General features: G+C 70.4%; 11 protein-coding genes and 1 tRNA gene. 7 read left to right on the forward strand and 5 right to left on the reverse strand.

Annotation, left to right across the window (positions count from 1 at the left end):
- Positions 1–6 precede the first annotated feature (6 nt).
- Entirely contained in the window at positions 7–1,488 is a 1,482-nt protein-coding gene (locus H4281_RS28520; protein WP_182893995.1) for a sodium:solute symporter family protein, read from the reverse strand.
- Positions 1,485–1,709: a DUF3311 domain-containing protein gene (locus H4281_RS28525; RefSeq protein ID WP_182893996.1), complete on the reverse strand. Its 225-nt coding sequence runs from the start codon at positions 1,707–1,709 to the stop codon at positions 1,485–1,487. The genes H4281_RS28520 and H4281_RS28525 overlap by 4 nt, the downstream gene beginning before the upstream one ends.
- A 375-nt stretch (positions 1,710–2,084) precedes the next feature.
- Here H4281_RS28525 and H4281_RS28530 point away from each other — a divergent pair, with 375 nt between their 5' ends.
- Positions 2,085–2,699 (forward strand): DUF3558 domain-containing protein, encoded by a 615-nt coding sequence (locus H4281_RS28530; RefSeq protein ID WP_182893997.1) that lies wholly within the window; start codon positions 2,085–2,087, stop codon positions 2,697–2,699.
- Positions 2,700–4,211: 1,512 nt separating this feature from the next.
- On the opposite strand, the gene H4281_RS28535 is transcribed toward H4281_RS28530, so the two are convergent.
- The 3 genes from H4281_RS28535 to H4281_RS28545 all read right to left on the reverse strand — a co-directional run bounded on the left by H4281_RS28535 (position 4,212) and on the right by H4281_RS28545 (position 6,787).
- Positions 4,212–4,285: transfer RNA gene (locus H4281_RS28535), tRNA-Arg, on the reverse strand.
- 834 nt (positions 4,286–5,119) lie between these two features.
- A complete protein-coding gene (locus tag H4281_RS28540) occupies positions 5,120–5,551 on the reverse strand; it encodes a peptidase inhibitor family I36 protein (protein WP_220507991.1) in 432 nt (143 codons plus the stop codon).
- Between the two features lie 189 nt (positions 5,552–5,740).
- A complete protein-coding gene (locus H4281_RS28545; protein ID WP_182893998.1) occupies positions 5,741–6,787 on the reverse strand; it encodes a LacI family DNA-binding transcriptional regulator in 1,047 nt (348 codons plus the stop codon).
- A gap of 155 nt (positions 6,788–6,942) precedes the next feature.
- On the opposite strand from H4281_RS28545, the gene H4281_RS28550 reads away from it, so the two are divergent.
- From H4281_RS28550 to H4281_RS28575, 6 genes are all read left to right on the forward strand, one after another.
- Positions 6,943–8,961, forward strand: coding sequence for a bifunctional copper resistance protein CopD/cytochrome c oxidase assembly protein (locus H4281_RS28550; RefSeq protein WP_182893999.1), 2,019 nt, complete (start codon positions 6,943–6,945; stop codon positions 8,959–8,961).
- Positions 8,962–9,063: 102 nt separating this feature from the next.
- Entirely contained in the window at positions 9,064–10,740 is a 1,677-nt protein-coding gene (ettA, locus tag H4281_RS28555) for an energy-dependent translational throttle protein EttA (RefSeq protein WP_182894000.1), read from the forward strand.
- 18 nt (positions 10,741–10,758) lie between these two features.
- Complete coding sequence (locus H4281_RS28560; protein WP_182894001.1) at positions 10,759–13,344, forward strand: hypothetical protein; 2,586 nt, start codon at positions 10,759–10,761, stop codon at positions 13,342–13,344.
- A gap of 932 nt (positions 13,345–14,276) precedes the next feature.
- A complete protein-coding gene (locus H4281_RS28565) occupies positions 14,277–19,259 on the forward strand; it encodes an NAD-glutamate dehydrogenase (RefSeq protein ID WP_182894002.1) in 4,983 nt (1,660 codons plus the stop codon).
- Positions 19,256–19,678: an acyl-CoA thioesterase gene (locus tag H4281_RS28570; protein WP_037814068.1), complete on the forward strand. Its 423-nt coding sequence runs from the start codon at positions 19,256–19,258 to the stop codon at positions 19,676–19,678. The genes H4281_RS28565 and H4281_RS28570 overlap by 4 nt, the downstream gene beginning before the upstream one ends.
- On the forward strand, positions 19,671–20,306 hold the full coding sequence (locus tag H4281_RS28575; RefSeq protein WP_134663134.1) for a DUF8010 domain-containing protein: 636 nt from the start codon (positions 19,671–19,673) through the stop codon (positions 20,304–20,306). Before H4281_RS28570 ends, H4281_RS28575 begins: the two co-directional genes overlap by 8 nt.
- Positions 20,307–20,312 lie beyond the last annotated feature (6 nt).

A 20,312-nucleotide genomic window follows, 5' to 3' on the forward strand; every position in this document is an offset into this window, starting at 1 on the left:
ACCATGTCAGCTTCGCCCTTCGCCGGTCGCCGGGACGCTCTCCGGCTGGACTGTCTTCCTGGCCGGCGAAAGGATTTCGCGGGCCCGGCGGACGATCGGGATCTCGTGGTCGACCGGTTTGCCCGCATACAGGGCGGACATGCCCGCCGCGACCGCCGCGTTCACCGCGGCCGCGATCAGACCGCTGTTGACCACTCCGCCGACCGCGGCATGGCTGAAGTACAAGAACGCCACGGTGGTGCAACCCGCGATCAGCCCGACGGCCAGCGGGACTGCTCGCAGCTTGCGGAAGAACAGCACGCCGAGCCAGGCCGGCACCAGTTGAGCCGTCAGCGACAGCGCCAGGTTGAGGAACGTCAGCATGATCGAGGACGCGAACGTCGTCAGCGCCGCGGTGCCGACCAGGAACGCCGCCATGATCGGCTTGAGCCTGCTCTGCGCGGCCGCTTGCGAGCGCTTCGGCAGGATGTTGCGGGTGAGCACGCCGCTGAACATCAGCGCGTTGCCTGCCAGGACCAGGACTCCGGCCAGCCCCGCGCCCGCCGCCACGAGACCCACGATCCAGTCCGGCGCGAGTTCGCGGGTCACCTCGAGAAAGACCGAATCGGCGTTGTGCAGGCCTGGCCTGGTCTGCAGGCCGTAGTAGGCGGCGAAGACCAGCAGCGGGTACATCAGCATGTAGAGCGGCATCCAGATCACGGACTTCTTCACCCCGGCCTCGGACCGCGCGGAGAACAGGAACTGTGCGGGCAGCGTGAGGTAGAACTGCAAGGACTGCAGGAAAATCGTGGTCATCGCGAAGACCAGCCCGGCTCCGCTGACGGTGGCCAGGCGCGGCGTCGTTTCGACCACGGCGAAAACACCGGGAACACCCTTCGCCGCGATCACCGCCGCGATGCCGGCGAGCATGATGCCCAGCAGCATGAACACGTCTTTGACGATCGCGACGAAAGCGGTCGAGCGCATGCCCGACGCGGCGACGTAGACGAACGCGATGACTCCGGCCCCGACGATCGCCTCCAGCCGGGTGACCGGGATGCCGAGTCCGGTGAGGACTGTCTGCAGTCCGATGAACTGGAAGATCGCCCACGGCACCAATGCCAGCACGAACGAGACCGCGGTGAGCCGTTCCAGCAGCCGGTTGCGGTAGTGGCCGTACATGACGTCGGCGACGGTGACCGCGTCGTACGCCTTGCCCGCGCGCCACACGAGCGGCGCGAGGAAATAGCCGAGGACGTAGCCCGCCAGGATGTAGCCGATGAACCAGATCCCGTAGGAGGCGCCTTTGGCGTAGATGCCGCCCGGGAAGCCGAGCATGGTGCCGATGCTGTAGATCTCTCCCACGGCGAGGAAGAAGATCAAGCGGCTCGGCAGCGCCCGCCCGGCGACCAGCGTGGCGACCGCGCCCTTGCCGGTTCCGCCCCGGCGAGCGGCCAGCGCCACTCCGATCGACAAAGCCATGACGACGGCGAATACCGTTGCGATCATTCTTCGCCGCCTTCCACTCGCCGGTACTGCGCACGATCGAAGAACCGCCACGACGCCCACAGGCAGAGCGTGGTCAGCGGGAGCCAAGCGAACAGCCACGCGAACACCAGTGGTATGCCGAACACGGTGGCGGTGCTCTGACTGCAGAGCGGCACGCCGACGAAGATCGCCAAGCCGGGCAGGCCGAGTGCGATCAAGACGGACCAGCGACTTCCGAGCATGGGACCTCCTGAAGCCTGGAAAGGCGGCTGCCGGGGCGACGGTGGCCGGGCCAGTTTCCCGGCACCGGCGCGATACTCCGGCGGCATTTTGGTATACCAGAACTACGGTAGGAGGCCGGCGCGGTTTTCCGACAGGTCCAGTTGTGAGCCAGATCTCAGTGCCAGTTGGTCGGCCTGGCTGAGCGTTCGGGGCAGGCGACTGTCCCTCGCGGGTCTCCTGGCCGGAAACAAGGGCGGGCACGATATCGCTGGTGATCACGGAGATTGTCCCTCGCCGCAAAGGAGCCCGGGCCCCAGCCGCGCAGCACCGGAGCTGGGCGGAGCAAGATAGCCGCGACCAGATGAACCAGCAGGCAAAGGGAGTCTGAGCACCAGATGCCGCACCGCACCGTCCGACTCGCCACCGCTGCCGTCGCCGCCATCGGCTTGCTCGCCGCCTCCGCCTGCGGCGGTGACATCGACGGGACCGGAGGAACTGCTCAGCCGCCGGGCAGCGCGGGCTCAAGCGCGCCGGCCGACGGCAGCGGCTCGGGACCCAAGGTTCCGTCCCCGCTGCCCACCAAGGACTTGATCGCCAACCCGTGCAGCGTGCTCAACGCCTCGGAAGCGGAGCAGGTCGGCCTCAAGTACCCCGGCGAGAAAAGCACCGGCGTGCTGAACGGGTGCCGGTGGACCTCCTCCGGAAGCAACCTGAACTTCGTCAACGACACGCCGATCGAGCAGAACAAGCGCGGAATCAGCGACATCTACGACCAGAAGGCCAAGCAGGCTTACTTCGAGCCCACCGCGGTCAACGGCTACCCGGCCGTTTTCGCGGGCGCCGAGGACAGCCGCGCGAACGGCATCTGCACCCTCTGGGTCGGCGTCACCGACCAGCTCGCCGTCTCGGTCCTCCCGAACATCAGCATGGGGTCGAACAAGAAGGACCCCTGCGGCATCGCGAAGAAGTTCGCCACCGCGATGATCGGACATCTCCAGGGGGCGTCGTGATCGTCACCCGACCTCCGCGCGGGCTCAAGCGGGAAGCTCAGCGTGTCTTGCCCGGGCCGAAGAGGTCCGAACGGCTCCGCCTCCCGCTCGGCGGCGTGCGCCTTCTGGTCGCCCCGGTTCGCTGATCCGCGTTCGACGAAAACACCGGCCCGATTGTCAATTTAGCCCCATTACGCGGTGCCGCCGCACGCTTCTGCCGCCGTGCCTGAGCTGGGCGGCTGCCTGCGGGTGGCTGTCCGACGCTCAGCTGATCCGTCGATCGAACCGGGCTCCGGTCACAGAGGCAGCCAGGGGCGGTCGCGCGATATCGGGTGCTGGCGACCACAGGCAGTCCGATCGTCAGCCCGACGAGCACTGTCGCTCTCGGCAAATACACAGCCAACTAGTCCGGCGAGACGCTAGCCAGCGCGGCAACCGCAATCGTGAGGAATCGAATTGCGACCTCGAGTGCCAACGGTGTCGCGCCAGATCCTGCATCGCGTCGCGTTGCTCGGCACTAACGCGATAGCGGCCAGCGCACGTTCAGCTCTGGATAGAGCACCGGATTGCGGAAGATTCATTTGTTGAGAGCTTGCGACACGCGACCTACGCGACAGTGCATCCACTCCGGCGGTGCCGGCGTCGCCATTTCACGCGGCCAACCGTCGCCCCGCCCCGCCTGCCGACGCGCACTCAATCGCAGGTACGGAAAGGTTGCGAGGACTCATCTCAACGAGCCCGCCACGCGCTGGCCGCCCCCCGCGGCGACGGAATGGATCACGTTCGACGAAAACACCGGCCCGATAACCGAAATCCTGTCGTGCTAAGCGATGCCGCCGGACGCTTCCGCCGCCGTGAATGCGCTAGGCGGCTTCGCATACGAGGAGCGCGGACACCTCCTTTCCCCGCTGCTGACGCGAGCGCGGGCAAGGCTATGGCGCACTGGCTCTTGTCGCCGGAGCGCGATCGACCAATGTGGTTGGCGGCTAGGCAGCTTCCTCCGATGCGGTGGTCTTTGTGGACGGTCGGCGCGGCGGCGTTGCGGGCCGGTGGGCGAGTTCGATGCCAAGGCTGAGCTGCCCGGGCGACCGGCAGGCTCTGGTCGGCTGGGTCACCACGCCGGTGCCGGGCAGGTTCGCGGTTGGTCGCGGCGCGCTCGCTGTCGGTGAGCGCGGGTGCCGGGCGAGGTAGTGGAGTCTGCGGAGATGCCGCTGGACGAGCCCGGCGCGGCGTGCTTGCTCGAAGAGAACTCGGGCAGCCTCGTTTCGGGTCCGTCGGCTGGGACTGGGACGGTCGGACATAGGGGTTCCTGGCGTGGTCGAGCTGGCTGAGGGCAAGATCACGAATGCGTTTCGGCCTGGTTGAGGCGTCGTGATGGCGGCGTGCTTCTGGACGGCACGCGTGCCGACTCGGGGCAATGCCTTGCAAGGGGGATGCCGGGTGCGGCTCGGCCGAGTCCGGCAACAGTGTGCGCCGGCCGGCTTCCGGCCCTCGGCCGGGCCTGGCCAGGGGTTCCCCTGACCAGGCCGTTTGTGCCCCCGGCAGGACTCGAACCTGCGACCTAGAGATTAGAAGGCTCTTGCTCTATCCAGCTGAGCTACGAGGGCCCGGGTGGCTGACAGCTGCTGACCTCCAGCATGGGCAGCTTAGTCATCGCCAATCTCTCGATCGTTCGACACCGTCGAATCGTTTCAGCTTCCGTTCGTCGGATTTGCGGGTGCCCGGAGGCGGAATGCCACAGCGCGCGACGGTTCCGGTACGCACTGCGCGGGAAAGCGGCCTGGCCTGGCTGGCGGGCGACGGTTTGTGCAGCTTGGGCACCTGGATCTCCTGGCTGGGGCGGTGGGCGGGACGGGGTTCGAGGCTGTTCTGCTGGAAAGACTGTGGCGATCTTGTGATGTAAGGCTTCTGGCCTGGCGATGACAGTTGGTCGGTTCGGCGGTTGCGGTACGGCGGAAAGGTGTCAGGCCGGACCGCCGGTGGCCCGCCGGCATCGGACCCGCGCTCAAGCCTGGCGCGATGCCGGTGTGACTAAGCGGACGCGGACTGGGAGCCCGCCCCGAGCCAGTCGCGCCGCAGGGGCCGGGCCTGCGGACAGTCGGGCTCGCCCCGAGGCTGCCGGCTCGCAGCCGTGGCCGGGGCGCACCTGCCGCGAGCCAGGTGCCGGTCCGCGGCGGCCACGTCAGAGCAGACCGCACCCGAATGGCGCCGAACCGCCTGAGCTGCGGTGGAGCGCAAACCCGGGCCTCGCCTCCCGCTCCCGGGGCGGGGCCGGGAACGGGAAGCGAGGGGCAGGGGCCCGTGGGCGCGGATCTTCCGGGCTGCGCGCCCACGGGCCTAGGGGCCGCTCGGGGGTGCGGCCCCCGGGCTGGCGAACTGGGGCGGCGAGTCGACTCGGCCGGAGCTGCCTCGTTCGCCTGGCCCGGTCTCAGGGGCAGGGGCTATTCCCACACTTTCAGGGCACGCACCGCGAACGGGGACTGCGGAACGTACGTGCCACCGCCCGGATAGGTGATGAAATCGCCCTCGGTGGAACAGTCCGCTCCTTGGTAGATGGTGACGTCACGCGTCATCCGGTTGACGAAGGAATGGCCTTGGAATCCCTCGGGCAGGGGAATGCAATCACCCGGATTCGCCGTGCGCAGGTCATAACTCTGCACGCCGCCGGAATAGGTTTCGGTGTCCCACAGGCAGAACTCGCCCGCACCGCAGGCGGGAGCGGGCGGAACGGACGGCGCGGCTTGGGCCAGGCCGGAGGCGGTCAGCAGACCGGCGGTGACCAGCAGCAGTACGCCGGGCAGGCGGGCCGGGGCGGAGGCGGGCCACGAGCGGCGGCCGGGGAAAGGCAGGGACGGCAGAAGACGGCGGAACATCGTGGGAACTCCCCCTCAATCGAAGCGATGCCGGGCGAAGAGGCCGGCGGGTATCCCGGGAAACCCGGTGTGATCTCCACCTTGGCGGGTTCCGTGCGATTTGTCTGCCCGCATTCCTACGTCTGTGGACAAGTAGTTTCCCGTCACCCGGACGAGACCTAGTTGTCCACAGATCGCCGAACGGTCTTGCTAAATCGCCGCGGTGCTTTCGCGGACGGCGAGCGACACCGGGAGTTCGACCGGCGGCGGGACCGGTTCCCCCGCCAGCAGGTCCATCACCAGTTCCCCCGCGACGCGGCCCTTGCCCGCCAGGTCCTGCCGCACGGTGGTGAGCGGTGGTTCAGACCACGCGGCCTGCGGGGTGTCGTCGAAGCCGACGATCGAAACGTCGGCGGGAACCCGCAGGCCCAGCCGATGGGCGGCGGCGATCGCGGCGAAGGCCAGCTGGTCGGACATGCACAGCAAGGCCGTCGGACGCACGGAAGCGGTGAGCAGGTCCGTCGCGGCGGCGCGGGCGGTCGAAGCCGACAGCCAGGGGGCTTCGGTGATGGTGATGTCGCTGATCCCGGCGGCGGCCAGCGTGTCGAGGTATCCGGCGAGGCGTTCGCGGGTGCCGTGGAAGGCGCTGGAAACCGCGGCGCCGGAAAGGCGCGGGGCGGCGAGGATTCCGAAGCGGCGATGGCCAAGCTCGACTAAATGGCGTGCGGCCAACGAGGCGCCGCCGCGGTCGTCGCAGCCGACTCGGGCCGTGTCCGGGAGGGGCGGCTGGTCGATGACTACGAGCGGCAAACCCCGTGCCCGCACGGCTTCCAGCGCGGGAGTGCCGTCGGCGAGGGAGTACGCCACGGCGATATCCGCTTGTGCGGCCAGGACTCGCGACGCCGGCGGGCCTTCCTGGGCTTCGCGGCCGGGCAGCAGCAACAGCGCGTTGCCGGTGGGTTCCACGGTTTTCGCGAGCGCGTCGAGGGTGATCGACAGCGCGGGATCGGAGAAGGCCGCCGACAGCGACGAATCGAGCAGGAAAGCGATCGCGCCGGTGCGGCTCGTGGCGAGGCTGCGGGCGGTCGGGTTCGGACCGGGGTAACCGAGTTCACCCGCCACGCGCAGAATCTGTTCCCGCAGCTGCGCGGACAGCTGGTCAGGCCGGTTGTAGGCGTTCGACACAGTGGCGCGCGACACCCCGACCGCCTCCGCGACGTCGTCCAGCGTCGGGCGGCGGCGACGGCTGCTGGTCATCGGCGGAGCATAGAGGAAAGCCTTGCCGTGCACCGGATTCCGTCCAGGAACCCGGCTCGACCAGCGCAAACATCGCAAGCGAGCGATCCGTCGCGAAACCCGGCGGGCGGCCGACCCCCGTGCCGCCGCCCGCGCGACCGGCCTAGTCTCGTACCGTGAGCTCGGAACCTGTGACGAAACCCGCCCCGAACCGCGGACGCAAGACGAGTGTGCTCCCGCTGCTTTCGGTCGGAGTGGTGCTCGGCGCAGTCGTCGCGGTCGGGCTCGTCGCGCTCACCGGCGGCGCGGGCTACGTCATCGCCGGGCTGCCGGACCCCGGGCTCGTCACGCGTTACGGCGTCACGGTGGTCCGCGTGCTCGCCGAAGCGGCGTCGGTCGTGTGCGTCGGTGGCTTGCTGCTGGCCGCTTTCCTCGTGCCGCCCCAGAAATCCGGCACGCTCGCCCCCGAGGGGTACGCCGCGGTCCGCACTGCGGGAATCGCCGCGTGGGTGTGGTTCGCCGCCTCGATCCTGTCCGTCGCCTTCACCGCCGCGGACAGCGCGGGCAAACCGTTCGGCGACGTCCTTTCCCCGGACACCCTGCTGAGCCTCGTCGGCGCGATCGAACAGCCCAAGGCGTGGCTGTGGACGGCGCTGATCGCGATCCTGCTCGCCCTCGGCTGCCGCCTGGTGCTCAGCTGGGGCTGGACGGCGGTGCTGTTCTTCCTGTCCGTCGCCGGGCTCGTCCCGGTCGCGGTCACCGGGCACTCGGCCAGCGGCGGTTCGCACGACCTCGCCACCAACAGCCTGCTGTTCCACCTCGTCGCGGCCGCGCTGTGGGTCGGCGGCCTGCTGGCCGTGCTCGCGCTCGGCTGGCGCCGGGGCAAGAACCTCAGCCTCGCCGCGCAGCGGTTCTCCAAGCTCGCGCTGGTGTGCTGGGTCGTGATGGCGGTGTCCGGCATCGTCAACGCGCTGGTCCGGATCAACCTCGGCGACCTCTTCACCACCGACTACGGCCTGCTCGTCGTCGCCAAGATCGTCGCGCTGCTGCTGCTCGGCGTCTTCGGCCAGCAGCAGCGCAGCCGCGGCGTCGCGAACCTCGTGGACGGCAAGGGCGGCAGCCAATTGCTGCGGCTCGCCGCGGTCGAGGTGCTGATCATGTTCGTCACCATCGGCATCGCGTCCGGCCTCGCCCGCACGCCGCCGCCGCCGGACGCGGTCACCCAGCCGGGCACCGTCGAACTCCTCATCGGCTACGACCTCCAGGGCCCGCCGACGTTCTGGCGGCTGCTCACCGACTGGCGGTTCGACCTGATCTACGGCACCCTCGCGATCGTTCTCGCCGGCCTCTACCTGCTCGGCGTGCGGCGGCTGCGCAAGCGCGGCGACGCCTGGCCGGTCGGCCGGACCGTCGCGTGGCTCGCCGGCTGCCTGGTGATCCTGCTGGCCACCTCGTCGGGCATCGGCCGGTACGCGCCCGCGATGTTCAGCGTGCACATGGGCACCCACATGCTGATGTCGATGGTCGCGCCGGTCCTGCTGGTGCTCGGCGGCCCGGTCACGCTCGCCCTGCGCGCGCTCCCGCCCGCCGGCCGCGACGCCCCTCCCGGCCCGCGCGAATGGCTGCTGGCCGCCGTGCACTCGCCGGTTTCGCGGTTCCTGACGAACCCGATCGTCGCGCTGCTGCTGTTCGTCGGATCCTTCTACGCGCTGTACTTCTCCGGCCTCTTCGACAACGCGCTCAACTACCACTGGGCGCACCTGGCGATGAACGCGCACTTCCTGCTCGTCGGCTATGTCTTCTACTGGCCGGTGATCGGCGTCGACCCGGCGCCGCGGCGGCTGCCTCCGGTCGGGAAGCTCGGGATGATGTTCGGCGCCATGCCGTTCCACGCGTTCTTCGGCGTGATCCTGATGAACATGCAGACCGTGATCGGCCGCGAGTTCTACACGTCGCTGAAGCTGCCGTGGGTCGGCGACCTGCTGACCGACCAGCGCCTCGGCGGCGGCATCGCGTGGGCCTCGGGCGAGGTGCCGGTGCTGCTCGTGCTGATCGCGCTGCTGGTGCAGTGGGCGCGCCAGGACGAGCGCGAGGCGAAGCGGCGCGACCGGCGCGAGGAGACCACCGGCGGCGAGGAACTCGCCGCCTACAACGCGATGCTGAAGAATCTCGCCGAGGGCAAACGGGCGGAGTGACTGCCCGGATTTGATATCGCCGGAGTGAGGACGACCTGACCCTCGGTAGCGCGGTGGTGACCGCCGTCAGGCCGCCGGAGGAGCCACTCTACGATCGATGGCATGGCCGAGTTCATCTACACCATGAAGAAGGTGCGCAAGACCGTCGGGGACAAGGTGATCCTCGACGACGTGAGCACCGCGTTCTACCCCGGAGCCAAGATCGGCGTCGTGGGCCCGAACGGCGCCGGCAAGTCGACCGTTCTCAAGATCATGGCGGGGATCGAGCAGGCCAGCAACGGCGAGGCTTTCCTGCAGCCGGGCGCGAGCGTCGGCATCCTCATGCAGGAGCCGGAGCTGGACGAGACCAAGACCGTCCGGCAGAACGTCGAGGAGGGGCTCGGCGACACCAAGAAGAAGCTCGACCGCTACAACGAGATCGCCGAGCAGATGGCGACCGACTACAGCGACGCGCTGATGGAGGAGATGGGCCAGCTTCAGGAGGAGCTGGACCACGCCGACGCCTGGGAGCTCGACTCGACCGTCGAGCAGGCGATGGACGCCCTGCGCTGCCCGCCGCCGGACGAGCCGGTCACCCACCTCTCCGGCGGCGAGCGCCGCCGCGTCGCGCTGTGCAAGCTGCTGCTGTCCGCGCCCGACCTGCTGCTGCTCGACGAGCCCACCAACCACCTGGACGCCGAAAGCGTGCTGTGGCTGGAGCAGTTCCTGGCCACCTACAAGGGCGCCGTCCTCGCCGTCACGCACGACCGGTACTTCCTGGACAACGTCGCCGAGTGGATCATGGAGCTCGACCGCGGCCGCGTCGTCGGCTACGAGGGCAACTACTCCACGTACCTGGAGAAGAAGCGCGAGCGGCTCGAGGTCCAGGGCAAGAAGGACGCCAAGCTGGCCAAGCGGCTCAAGAGCGAGCTGGAATGGGTGCGGTCCAACGCCAAGGCGCGCCAGACCAAGTCCCGTTCGCGGCTCGACCGCTACGAGGAGATGGCCGCGGAGGCGGACAAGCACCGCAAGCTCGACTTCGAGGAGATCCAGATCCCGCCGGGCCCGCGCCTGGGCAGCGTCGTGGTCGAGGTCGAGAAGCTGCGCAAGGGCTTCGACGACCGCGTGCTGATCGACGGGCTCTCGTTCGACCTGCCGCGCAACGGCATCGTCGGCGTGATCGGCCCGAACGGCGTCGGCAAGACCACGCTGTTCAAGACCATCGTCGGGCTCGAGGAGCCGGACGGCGGCTCGGTCAAGATCGGCGAGACGGTCAAACTGTCCTATGTGGACCAGAGCCGCGGCGGGATCGACCCGAAGAAGACCGTGTGGGAGGTCGTCTCGGACAAGCTCGACTACATCCACGTCGGGCAGACCGAAATGCCCTCGCGCGCTTACGTGAGCGCGTTCGGCTTCAAGGGCCCGGACCAGCAGAAGCCGGCGGGCGTGCTCTCCGGCGGCGAGCGCAACCGGCTCAATCTCGCGCTGACGCTCAAAGAGGGCGGGAACCTGATCCTGCTGGACGAGCCGACGAACGACCTGGACGTCGAAACGCTGGGCTCGCTGGAGAACGCGCTCGAGCAGTTCCCCGGCTGCGCCGTCGTGATCTCCCACGACCGGTGGTTCCTCGACCGGGTCGCGACGCACATCCTCGCCTGGGAAGGCACCGACGAGGACCCGGCGAAGTGGTTCTGGTTCGAGGGCAACTTCGAGGGCTACGAGAAGAACAAGGTCGAGCGCCTCGGCGCCGAAGCGGCTCGTCCGCACCGGGTCACCCACCGCAAGCTGAAGCGCGACTGACCGGCGCGGGGGTCCCGAGTGGAAACCAGCAGGCACAACCGGCCCAGCCCGTCCGCGACCGCGGACGGGCGGCCCGCCGTTGCCAGTGGCGGGACCCTCGCCGACCTCGGTCGGCTCATCGACCGGGCGGAATCGCTGCGCTTCCGCGCGCCCGAGCTGTCGCTGGTCCTCGGCGAACGCTCGGCCGCGCTCGCGGAGACGGCGGGCGCGGACGGGCACTGGATCCGGGCGGAAGCGCTCGTGGTGTCCGCTCGCGTGCGGACCGGGGCGCGGACGTCCACGGTCGGCCGCGCGGTCGCGGCCTTGCGCGCGGCTGAGCACGCCGGGTACGCCACGACGGCGGCGCGGCTGCGCGTCGACCTGGCGATCTGCGCGCGCAGTCTCGGCGTTCCGCTGATGGGGCTGGCCGCGCTGCGGCCGGTGCTGTCGGAGGACGTGCCGCCGTCGCTGCGCGCGGAAGCGCTGTGCCATCTCGTCGGATGCCTCGCCCAGTTCGGCCGGAAGGCGGAACTGGACCGGGTGCTCGTCGAGGCGGACCGGCTGCTGGTGGCCGACGATTCGCTCGACGCGGACGACCGGCTGCTGATGCGGGCGCTGCTGCGCAACGGAACCGCGGCGCACCGGCGCAGGCACGGCGACCTCACCGCGGCCGCGGACGCCGCGCGCACCGGACTCGGGTTCCTGGAGAAGATGGACCGTCCCGGCGACGACGGCGGTCTCGTCCGGATCCGGCTCGTGCTGCAACTGGTCAGCACGCTGCTCGACCGCGGCGACGCGGACATGGCTTACGACATCGCCGAGCCCGTGCTGCGGGAACCGGTCCGTGCCGCCGGGGTCGCGCCCGCGGCGTGGCTGCGGCTGGCGGTGGCGACGCGCATCCACTTGCCCTCCGGCGCCGGCGACGCCGCTGCCGAGCTGGTGGGGGAGGCCGTCGCGGCCACCGACCGGCACGGGCTCGCGGCGGTCACCGCGCGGTTGTGGCTGGAGCTGGCGCAGATCGAGGAACGGTTCGGCAGCGCGGAAGAGGCCATCGGATGCCTGCACCGGGCGCGGGCCGCCGAACACGTGCACGCGCGGGCCCGGCGCCAGGCCTGCGGGCTGATCGCGGGCGAACTGGGCGCCGAGTCGGTCGCGTCGATGGACCTCGACGACGTCCTCGCCGCGTCCGCCCCGCGCGACGGGCGCCCGGTGTCGATGGAGGTCGAGCCGCGGGTCGCGGCCGAGGAGACCTCGGTGATGCCGGCGATCCGCGACGTCCCCGCCGAGCGGCCGGACCCGGTCGCGGCTCCGCTGCCGGTCGTCCCGGCGCAGGTAGAGGTGCCTGCGGCGCCGGTTTCGGCCGCGGCCTTGATCGAGACGGCGGACAAGAAGCCCGCGTGGTCGTTCCGGCGGGCCGCGGCGGAGGCGGAGGTCGAGCAGACCTCAGTGCTTCCGGCGATCCGGGAAGAGGCCGAGGAGACTCCGCGGACCGGCGGACGGCGGCGGGCTGAGGACCGCAAGCCGCCGGTGCTGCCGGGATGGGCGCGGCCGTTCGGGCGGAAGAGCGCCGACGCGCCTGCGCCGCGGAAGCGGGCGGCTGTGGAGCCGGTCAGCCGGACGGAGGCCTCGCGGGCCGCGTCGGAACGTCCGGCACCGGTCGCGGAGAGTGCTGCGGTGCAGCGAACGAACGACGCGGAGAGCGTTGCGGCGGTGCGTCGGACGGAGGCTGCGGAGAGCGCTGCCGGGGCGCGGGCCGCCAAGGACGTTTCGGTGCCGAGCCCGGTCGCTGAGGCCGCGCCGGGTCGTCGCCGGGCGCAGCCTGCTGAGGAAACGTCGGTCCGCTGGCCGGAGAAGCCGCCGGCCGCGCGGCGGTCGGCTGAGGACGCGCCCGCCCGTCGGGAAGAGAAGACGAAGCCTGAGGAGACGCCGGTCCGTCCGTCGCGGGCGGCTGACGAAGCGCAGGCCCCGGCCGAGGAGGCGCCGCGGTTCTCGCTGCGGATGCCGGATCTGTCGGACATCCTGCCGGAGCTCCCGCTCGCCCCGGCTCCCGCGGACGAGCCCGCCGCGCCGTTGTGGGAAAGCGCCGAGTGGGCGCAGGAGGAAGCGGCCCGCCGCGACGCCCGCGGACGCAAGACCCGGCACGACGCCGAACACGGGTCGGTCGCCGCGAAGTCCGTGCTGGACCGGCTGGGCATCACCGCCAGCGGCGGAGGCGGCGGACGGCGCCGGGCCGACGAGCCCGGACGTTCCGAAACCGCCGCACCGGAAACCGCCGCCAAGGACAAGCCGGAGCTGGCTCCCGCGCCGCGGCCGGAGGAACCGGAGCCGGCCGAGGAGCCCTGGCTGCCGCGCTTGCGGATGCCGCCCGCCCTGGACCCGCTGTCCGACGTCGACGCGTGGACGCCGTCGGAGCAGCCGTTCCCGGAGGGCTACGCGCGAGCCATCGCGGAGGACGAACCGCCGCCGGACGCCGGTCTCGCCGAACTGCTCGCCCGCGCCCTCGCCGAACACCAGGCGGGCACCGCGAGCGCGGCCGCGCTGGTGAAACGCCTCGGCCCGAACGACGAACCGAAGCCGATCAACGGCCGCGCGACCGCCGACCGCCACCACAACAACGGCGACTGACGCGCGCCGGAAAGTTCTTGCGCCGCAGGGGAAATGCTGGCTGTACCGGGCAGATTCCGCGGCGGGGGCAGGGGATCGCGCATCGATTCGGACTCGGCTTTGGGCTCGAGTGGTCGGTGAAGGGCCCTTCACGGGCCACTGCGGGAGTGCGGCCACGCGGTTCGCGCTGCTGGCGGGAAACCTCGTCGGCGCGGGGGCCTGCGGCTTTGTCCCCCAGAGGTTTATGAGGGTTTCCCTCACGGACTTTTGCGGAAGTGCACCGGCGCGGCCTGCGCTGCTTGTGCGGGAGCCTCGTCGACGGGGAGAGTCCTGCGGCTTCGGCTCCGAGTGGTCCGTGAGGGGAACCCTCACGGAATCTGATTCCCTCAGAGGCCCTTCACGGACTTCCGCGGTAGCGGAGCGGAAGCAACTCCAGCCGATCCCCCCGTTTTCCCGCCGCCCCAAGCGATTTTCCCAGTCACTGGCAGAACGCGCCGAGATCATGCAGCAAGAAACCACCCGGCCCGCCGATCTGCGCGCACCCCTCGCTTGCCCCATCCTGAAACCCAGGCTGCTCCGCCCGGCGCACCCGGCTCCCTCCGCCGCAACGGAAGAATTAGCCCGTACGGGTGGGAATTCTCGCAGGGGAGGGAGGCAACCTTTTCCGTTCTCGCCGCGGGCGATACAGACGCTGAACCGATCCCGAAGCGGCCGCCGCATCCGGGAAACCGGCGCTCCGGCCTCGTGCCAAGCCTTTTGCCGGGAACCGCCCGCGTCGAACCCGCCGGTAGCTGAACCGATCCCGCGCGAGCGCGTCGTCAGGGACCCCGGAAACGAACCTTAAGTCTTTCCCAGCCGCGCACAGGGGCCGTCGAGAGCGGATTAGGGTGAGGGAAGTCCGGCACGTTGTGGTGACGGACGCATCTCGGTCTCGCACACTGGAGAGTTGCTCAATGAGCTCGACGGGAGTCTCGTCCCCGCCCGATGTCGGCACCGAAGCCGGCGCCGCCCGCCGCACGACGGCCAGCCCGGAGCAGATCCGGGACGAGCTGATCGACACCGCCGCGGCGCAGGCGCCGGAGATCGCGGACCTGATCCGCTTGTACTACCGGCACATCCCGGCCGACGAGATCGTCGGCGACGATCCGGCCGCGCTCGTCGGCGCGGTGCGCTCGCACCTGCAGCTGGCGGAGCAGCGCATGCCCGGACGCCCGGCGGTCCGGCTGCTGAACCCGACCACCGCCGAGGACGGCTGGACGCGCGACGCGACCGTCGTGCAGGTCGTCACTGACGACATGCCTTACCTCGTGGACAGCGTCACCGCGGAATTCGCCCGCGACGGCGTGCAGGTGCAGCGCATCGTGCACCCGATCGTCGTGGTGAGCCGCGGCCTGACCGGCGAGCTGGAGGGCCTGCACCTCGACGCCGACCCGGCCGATCCGCCCGCCGGCGCGTCCGCGGAATCGTGGATGCTGGTGGAAATCGACCTCGTCACCGACCCGCAGCGGGCGCGCGAGCTGGACAACCGGCTGACGTCGGTGCTCGGCGACGTGCGCGAGGTCGTCGAGGACGCCGAGAAGATGGCGCAGACGGCCTGCTCGCTCGCGGAAACGCTGGAGCAGCACCCGCCGAAGCTGCCCAGCACCGACGAGGTCACCGAGGGCGCGCGCCTGCTGCGCTGGCTCGCCGACGGCCACTTCACCTTCCTCGGCTACCGCAAGTACGAGCTGGTCGACAGCCCGCAGCCGGACAGCGACGAGCCCGCCCTGCGCGCGGTTCTCGCGTCCGGGCTCGGCGTGCTGCGCCAGGACAGCCTCGCCGCGCGCAGCCTCACCGCGGGGCCGGACAGTTCGGTCGACGCGCTCGCGCCGTCGCTGCTCGTGCTCACCCAGGCCAGCGCGCCGAGCACGGTGCACCGTCCGGTTTATCCGTATTACGTCGGCGTGAAGACGTTCGACGAGAACGGCAAGGTGACCGGCGAGCACCGGTTCCTCGGCATGTTCACCACCACCGCGCTGCACGAGAACGTGCTCGACATCCCGGTGGTCGGCCAGCGCGTGCGCGAGGTGATCCACCGCGCCGGGTTCCCGATGGAGTCGTTCTCCGGGCAGCGGATGCTGGAGGTCCTGCAGAACTGGCCGCGCGCGGACCTGTTCTCCGCGGACACCGATTCGCTCTTCTACACCACCACTGGCGCGATCACGCTGTCCGACCGCCGCCGGCTGCGGCTGTTCCTCCGCCGCGACCCGTACGGCCGCTTCTACTCCTGCCTCGTCTACCTCCCGCGCGACCGCTACACCACGCGTTCGCGGCTGGCGATGCAGGAAGTGCTGCTGGAAGAACTCGAAGGCACACAGCTGGAGTACAGCGCGCGCGTCGGCGAAACGCTGCTGGCGCAGGTGCACTTCATGGTGCACACCGACCCGTCGAACGCGGTCGAACCGGACACGCTGCGGATCCAGGAACGCCTGAACACTGTCGTGCGCAGCTGGGACGACCGGCTTGTCGAGGCGATCATCGCCGAACGCCGCGAGCGCGTCGGCGACGGCGGTCCGATCGGCATGATGGGCGAGGAGTCCGTGGTCGACCGGGGACAGCGCTTCGGCGCGGTGTTCCCCGAGGCCTACAAAGAGGACTTCACCGCCGAGGACGCGCTGGCCGACCTGGCCAAGCTCGACACCCTCGCGGACGAGGGCGACCTCGCGCTGTCGTTCTACCTGCCCGCCGACGCCGAACCCGGCGAGCGGCGGTTCAAGCTCTACCTGCGCGGCGAGGGCGTCACCCTGTCCAAGGTGCTGCCGGTGCTGCAGGCGATGGGCGTCGAGGTGGTGGACGAGCGGCCGTACGAGCTGTTCCGCGAGGACGGCGGGGCCAGCTGGATCTACGACTTCGGCCTGCGCGTCGACAAGAAGGGCCTCGAAGAAGCCGACGAGGCCGCGGCGGTCGAGGTGCGCGAGCGGTTCCAGGACGCCTTCCACGCGGCGTGGCACGGCGACGCGGAGGTCGACGGCCTCAACGGGCTCGTCCTGCGCGCCGGGCTCACCTGGCGCCAGGCCGCCGTGCTGCGGGCCTACTCGCGCTACCTGCAGCAGGCGCGCAGCCCGTTCTCCCAGTCCTACATCCAGAACACGGTCGTCAAGCACACCGAGGTCGCGACGAAACTGGTGCGGCTCTTCGAAACCCGCTGCGATCCGCAACTGTCCGATGTGGACCGCAAGACGCACGCGGAATCGCTGACCGCCGAGATCTCCTCGATGGTCGACGAGGTCACCAGCCTCGACGAGGACCGGATCCTGCGCAGGCTGCTCGCGGTCATCAACGCGACCCTGCGCACGAACTACCACGTGCGCGACGCCGACGGGAACCCGCGGCCGTACCTGGCGCTCAAACTCGACCCGAGCGGCGTGCCGGAGCTGCCCGAGCCGCACCCGAAGTACGAGATCTTCGTGTACTCGCCGCGGGTGGAGGGCGTGCACCTGCGGTTCGGCGAGGTCGCCCGAGGCGGCCTGCGCTGGTCGGACCGGCGGGAGGACTTCCGCACCGAGATCCTGGGCCTGGTCAAGGCGCAGGCGGTGAAGAACGCGGTGATCGTGCCGGTCGGCGCGAAGGGCGGCTTCGTGGTGAAGCGTCCGCCGGCGCCCACCGGCGACGCCGGGGTCGACCGCGACGCCCAGCTCACCGAAGGCATTTCCTGCTACCGGATGTTCATCTCCGGCCTGCTGGACCTCACCGACAACCGCGTCGAGGGCGAAACCGTGCCCGCGCCGAACGTGGTGCGCCACGACGCCGACGACAGCTACCTGGTCGTCGCGGCGGACAAGGGCACCGCGAAGTTCTCCGACATCGCCAACGAAGTCTCGGCGCAGTACGGCTTCTGGCTCGGCGACGCGTTCGCCTCCGGCGGTTCGGTCGGCTACGACCACAAGGCCATGGGCATCACCGCCAAGGGCGCCTGGGAGAGCGTGAAGCGGCACTTCCGCGAGCTGGGCAAGGACACCCAGACCGAGGACTTCACCGTCGTCGGCATCGGCGACATGATGGGCGACGTCTTCGGCAACGGCATGCTGCTGTCCGAGCACATCCGGCTGGTCGCGGCGTTCAACCACATGCACGTCTTCCTCGACCCGAACCCGGACGCCGCGTCGTCGTACGCGGAACGGCGGCGGCTGTTCGACCTGCCGCGCAGCTCGTGGGACGACTACGACCGTTCGCTGATCAGCGAGGGCGGCGGGATCTACCCGCGCTCGGCCAAGACCATCCCGATCACCCCGCAGGTCCGCGAGGCGCTCGGCCTCGAAGAGGGCGTCACGAAGCTCGCGCCGATGGACCTGATCCAGGCGATCCTGCTGGCCCCGGTCGAACTGCTGTGGAACGGCGGCATCGGCACCTACGTCAAGGCCGAGAGCGAAAGCCAGGCCGCGGCGGGCGACAAGGCCAACGACGCGATCCGCGTCAACGGCAACCAGCTGCGCGTGAAGGTCGTCGGCGAGGGCGGCAACCTGGGCCTGACCCAGCTCGGCCGCATCGAATTCGCCCGCGCCGGCGGCAAGATCAACACCGACGCGCTCGACAACTCCGCGGGCGTCGACTGCTCCGACCACGAGGTCAACATCAAGATCCTGCTGGATCACCTGGTGGCCGGCGGCGAACTGGAGCACGCGCGGCGCAACGAGCTGCTCGGCGAGATGACCGACGAGGTCGGCTCGCTCGTGCTCGCGGACAACTACCGGCAGAACGCGGTGCTCGGCGTCAGCCGGGCGCACGCCGGGCCGATGGTGTCGGTGCACGCGCGGCAGGTGTCCGCGCTGGTCGCGAAGGGCGCGTTCGACCGCAAGCTGGAGGCGCTGCCGACCCCGTCGCAGTTCCGCGCGCTGGAGAAGGCGGGCGAGGGCCTGACCTCGCCGGAGCTGGCGACGCTGCTCGCGCACGTGAAGCTCGACCTCAAGGACGAGCTGCTCGCCTCCGACCTGCCCGAGTCCGAGGTGTTCACCCGGAGGCTGCCGGAGTACTTCCCGGCCCCGTTGCGGGAGCGCTTCGCCGCGGCGATCGCGCAGCACCCGCTGCGCCGTCAGATCATCACCACGCTCATCACCAACGAGCTGGTCGACGGCGGCGGCATCTCGTTCGTCTACCGCCTGATGGAGGAGATGAACGCGACCGCCACCGACGCGGTGCGCGCGTACGCGGTGGTCACGCACGTCTACGACCTGCCGAAGCTGTGGGCCGAGATCGACGCGCTGGACAACGTGGTGCCGACCGCGGTCGCGGACCGGATGGTGCTGGAGACGCGCCGGCTGCTCGACCGGGCCGCGCGCTGGTTCCTCACCAACCGCCCGCAGCCGCTCGCGCCGCTGGCCGAGATCAACCGGTTCGGCCCGGTGCTCGCGGAACTCGGCCCGAAGCTGGGCGAGCTGCTGCGCGGACGCGAACTGGAGTCGGTGGAGCAGGACGCGGCCGGGATGGTCGAGGAAGGCGTGCCCGCCGAACTCGCCCGCCAGGTGGCGCTGCTGCTGCACAGCTACGGCCTGCTCGACGTGGTCGAGGTGGCGGAGCTGGCCGAGCAGCAGGTCGGGCTCGACGCGACGCACACCCCGGCCGACACCGCCGAGCTGTACTACGCGCTGTCGGACCACCTGGACATCGACAAGATGCTCACCGAGATCAGCGCGCTGGAACGCGGCAACCGCTGGCACGCCCTCGCCCGGCTCTCGCTGCGCGACGACGTGTACGGTTCCCTGCGCGCGATCGCGCTCGACGCACTGCGGCACAGCGACCAGGACCTGTCCGTCGACGAGCAGATCGAGCAATGGGAGAAGGCCAACGCGTCGCGGCTTTCGCGGGCGCGCGTGGCGCTGGACGAGATCACCCGTTCCGGGCGGCTCGACCTCGCGACGCTGTCCGTGGCCGCGCGCCAGATCCGGAGCACGGTGCGGTGACATTCGTTTCCCACGTCCAGCCGCGATGGTCGGACATGGACGTGTACGGGCACGTCAACCACGCGAACGTGGTGACGCTGCTCGAAGAGGCCCGAGTGCCCGTGCTGTTCGGCGAAGCCGAGCGCGCGGGGCTCACCGAGCTGCCGAAAGGCGTCGTGGTCGTGAAGCTCGGCGTGCATTACCGCGCGCCGATCGTCGCGGCGCCCGGCCGCTCGGTGCGCGTGGAGATCACGCTCACCGAGCTGAAGGCCTCGACGGTGACGCTCGGGTACGTCGTGCGGACCGGTCCGGACGCGACCGATCCGGTCGCGGTCACCGCCGAGACCGTGCTGGCCCCGTACGACACGGCCAACCTCCGGCCGCGCCGGCTCAGCGACGAGGAATCCGAATTCCTCAAGCGGGTGCTGGCCGATGCCTGAGCTGCGGATTCCCGATCCGGGCGACCGGGAGACGCTCAGCGCGTTCGTGGCCCGCGCGGTGCGGCTGGACGGCACGACCGCCGTCCGGCTGCGCCGCCGGGGCGACGACGTCGTCGAGGCGTGGACGGCCACGCCGTTCGAGGTCCTCGCGACCCGCGCGGTCGCGGGGACGGTGACCCCGGCGGACGTCACGGTGTCCGGCAACGAACTGCTCGCGGCGCTCGCCGTCGCGGGCGGCGAGGTGATGGACCCGGGTCCGGCGCGCGATCTGCTGTGGCACGCCGAGCTGCCGGTGTCCGACCGGTGGCAGAAGGTCGACGAGCTGCCGGTCGGCGTGGTGTCGGATCTCGCTGACCGCGGCGTCGCGCTCGCCCGCGACAACGCCGGGCCGCACGGCACGCCGCCCGCCTCGCTGATGGACCAGGCGGTGCTGACCGTCACCGGGGGAGACCTCGAGGTCAAGGTCCAGATGCGGTGCCTGTTCGCGCTGTCCGGGATGGGGTTGTTCGACTCGTCGATCGACGGCGACGTGGTGCGCGTGACCGCCACCGATTCGTGGCTGCGCCTCGACGCCCGTTACGGCGCGGTGCTGAAGCGGCGCCAAGCGTTGCTGCCGCTGCTGTTCTGAGCCGAT

Origin of the sequence: Amycolatopsis dendrobii, assembly GCF_014145675.1 — a bacterium.
Classification (GTDB): domain Bacteria; phylum Actinomycetota; class Actinomycetes; order Mycobacteriales; family Pseudonocardiaceae; genus Amycolatopsis; species Amycolatopsis dendrobii.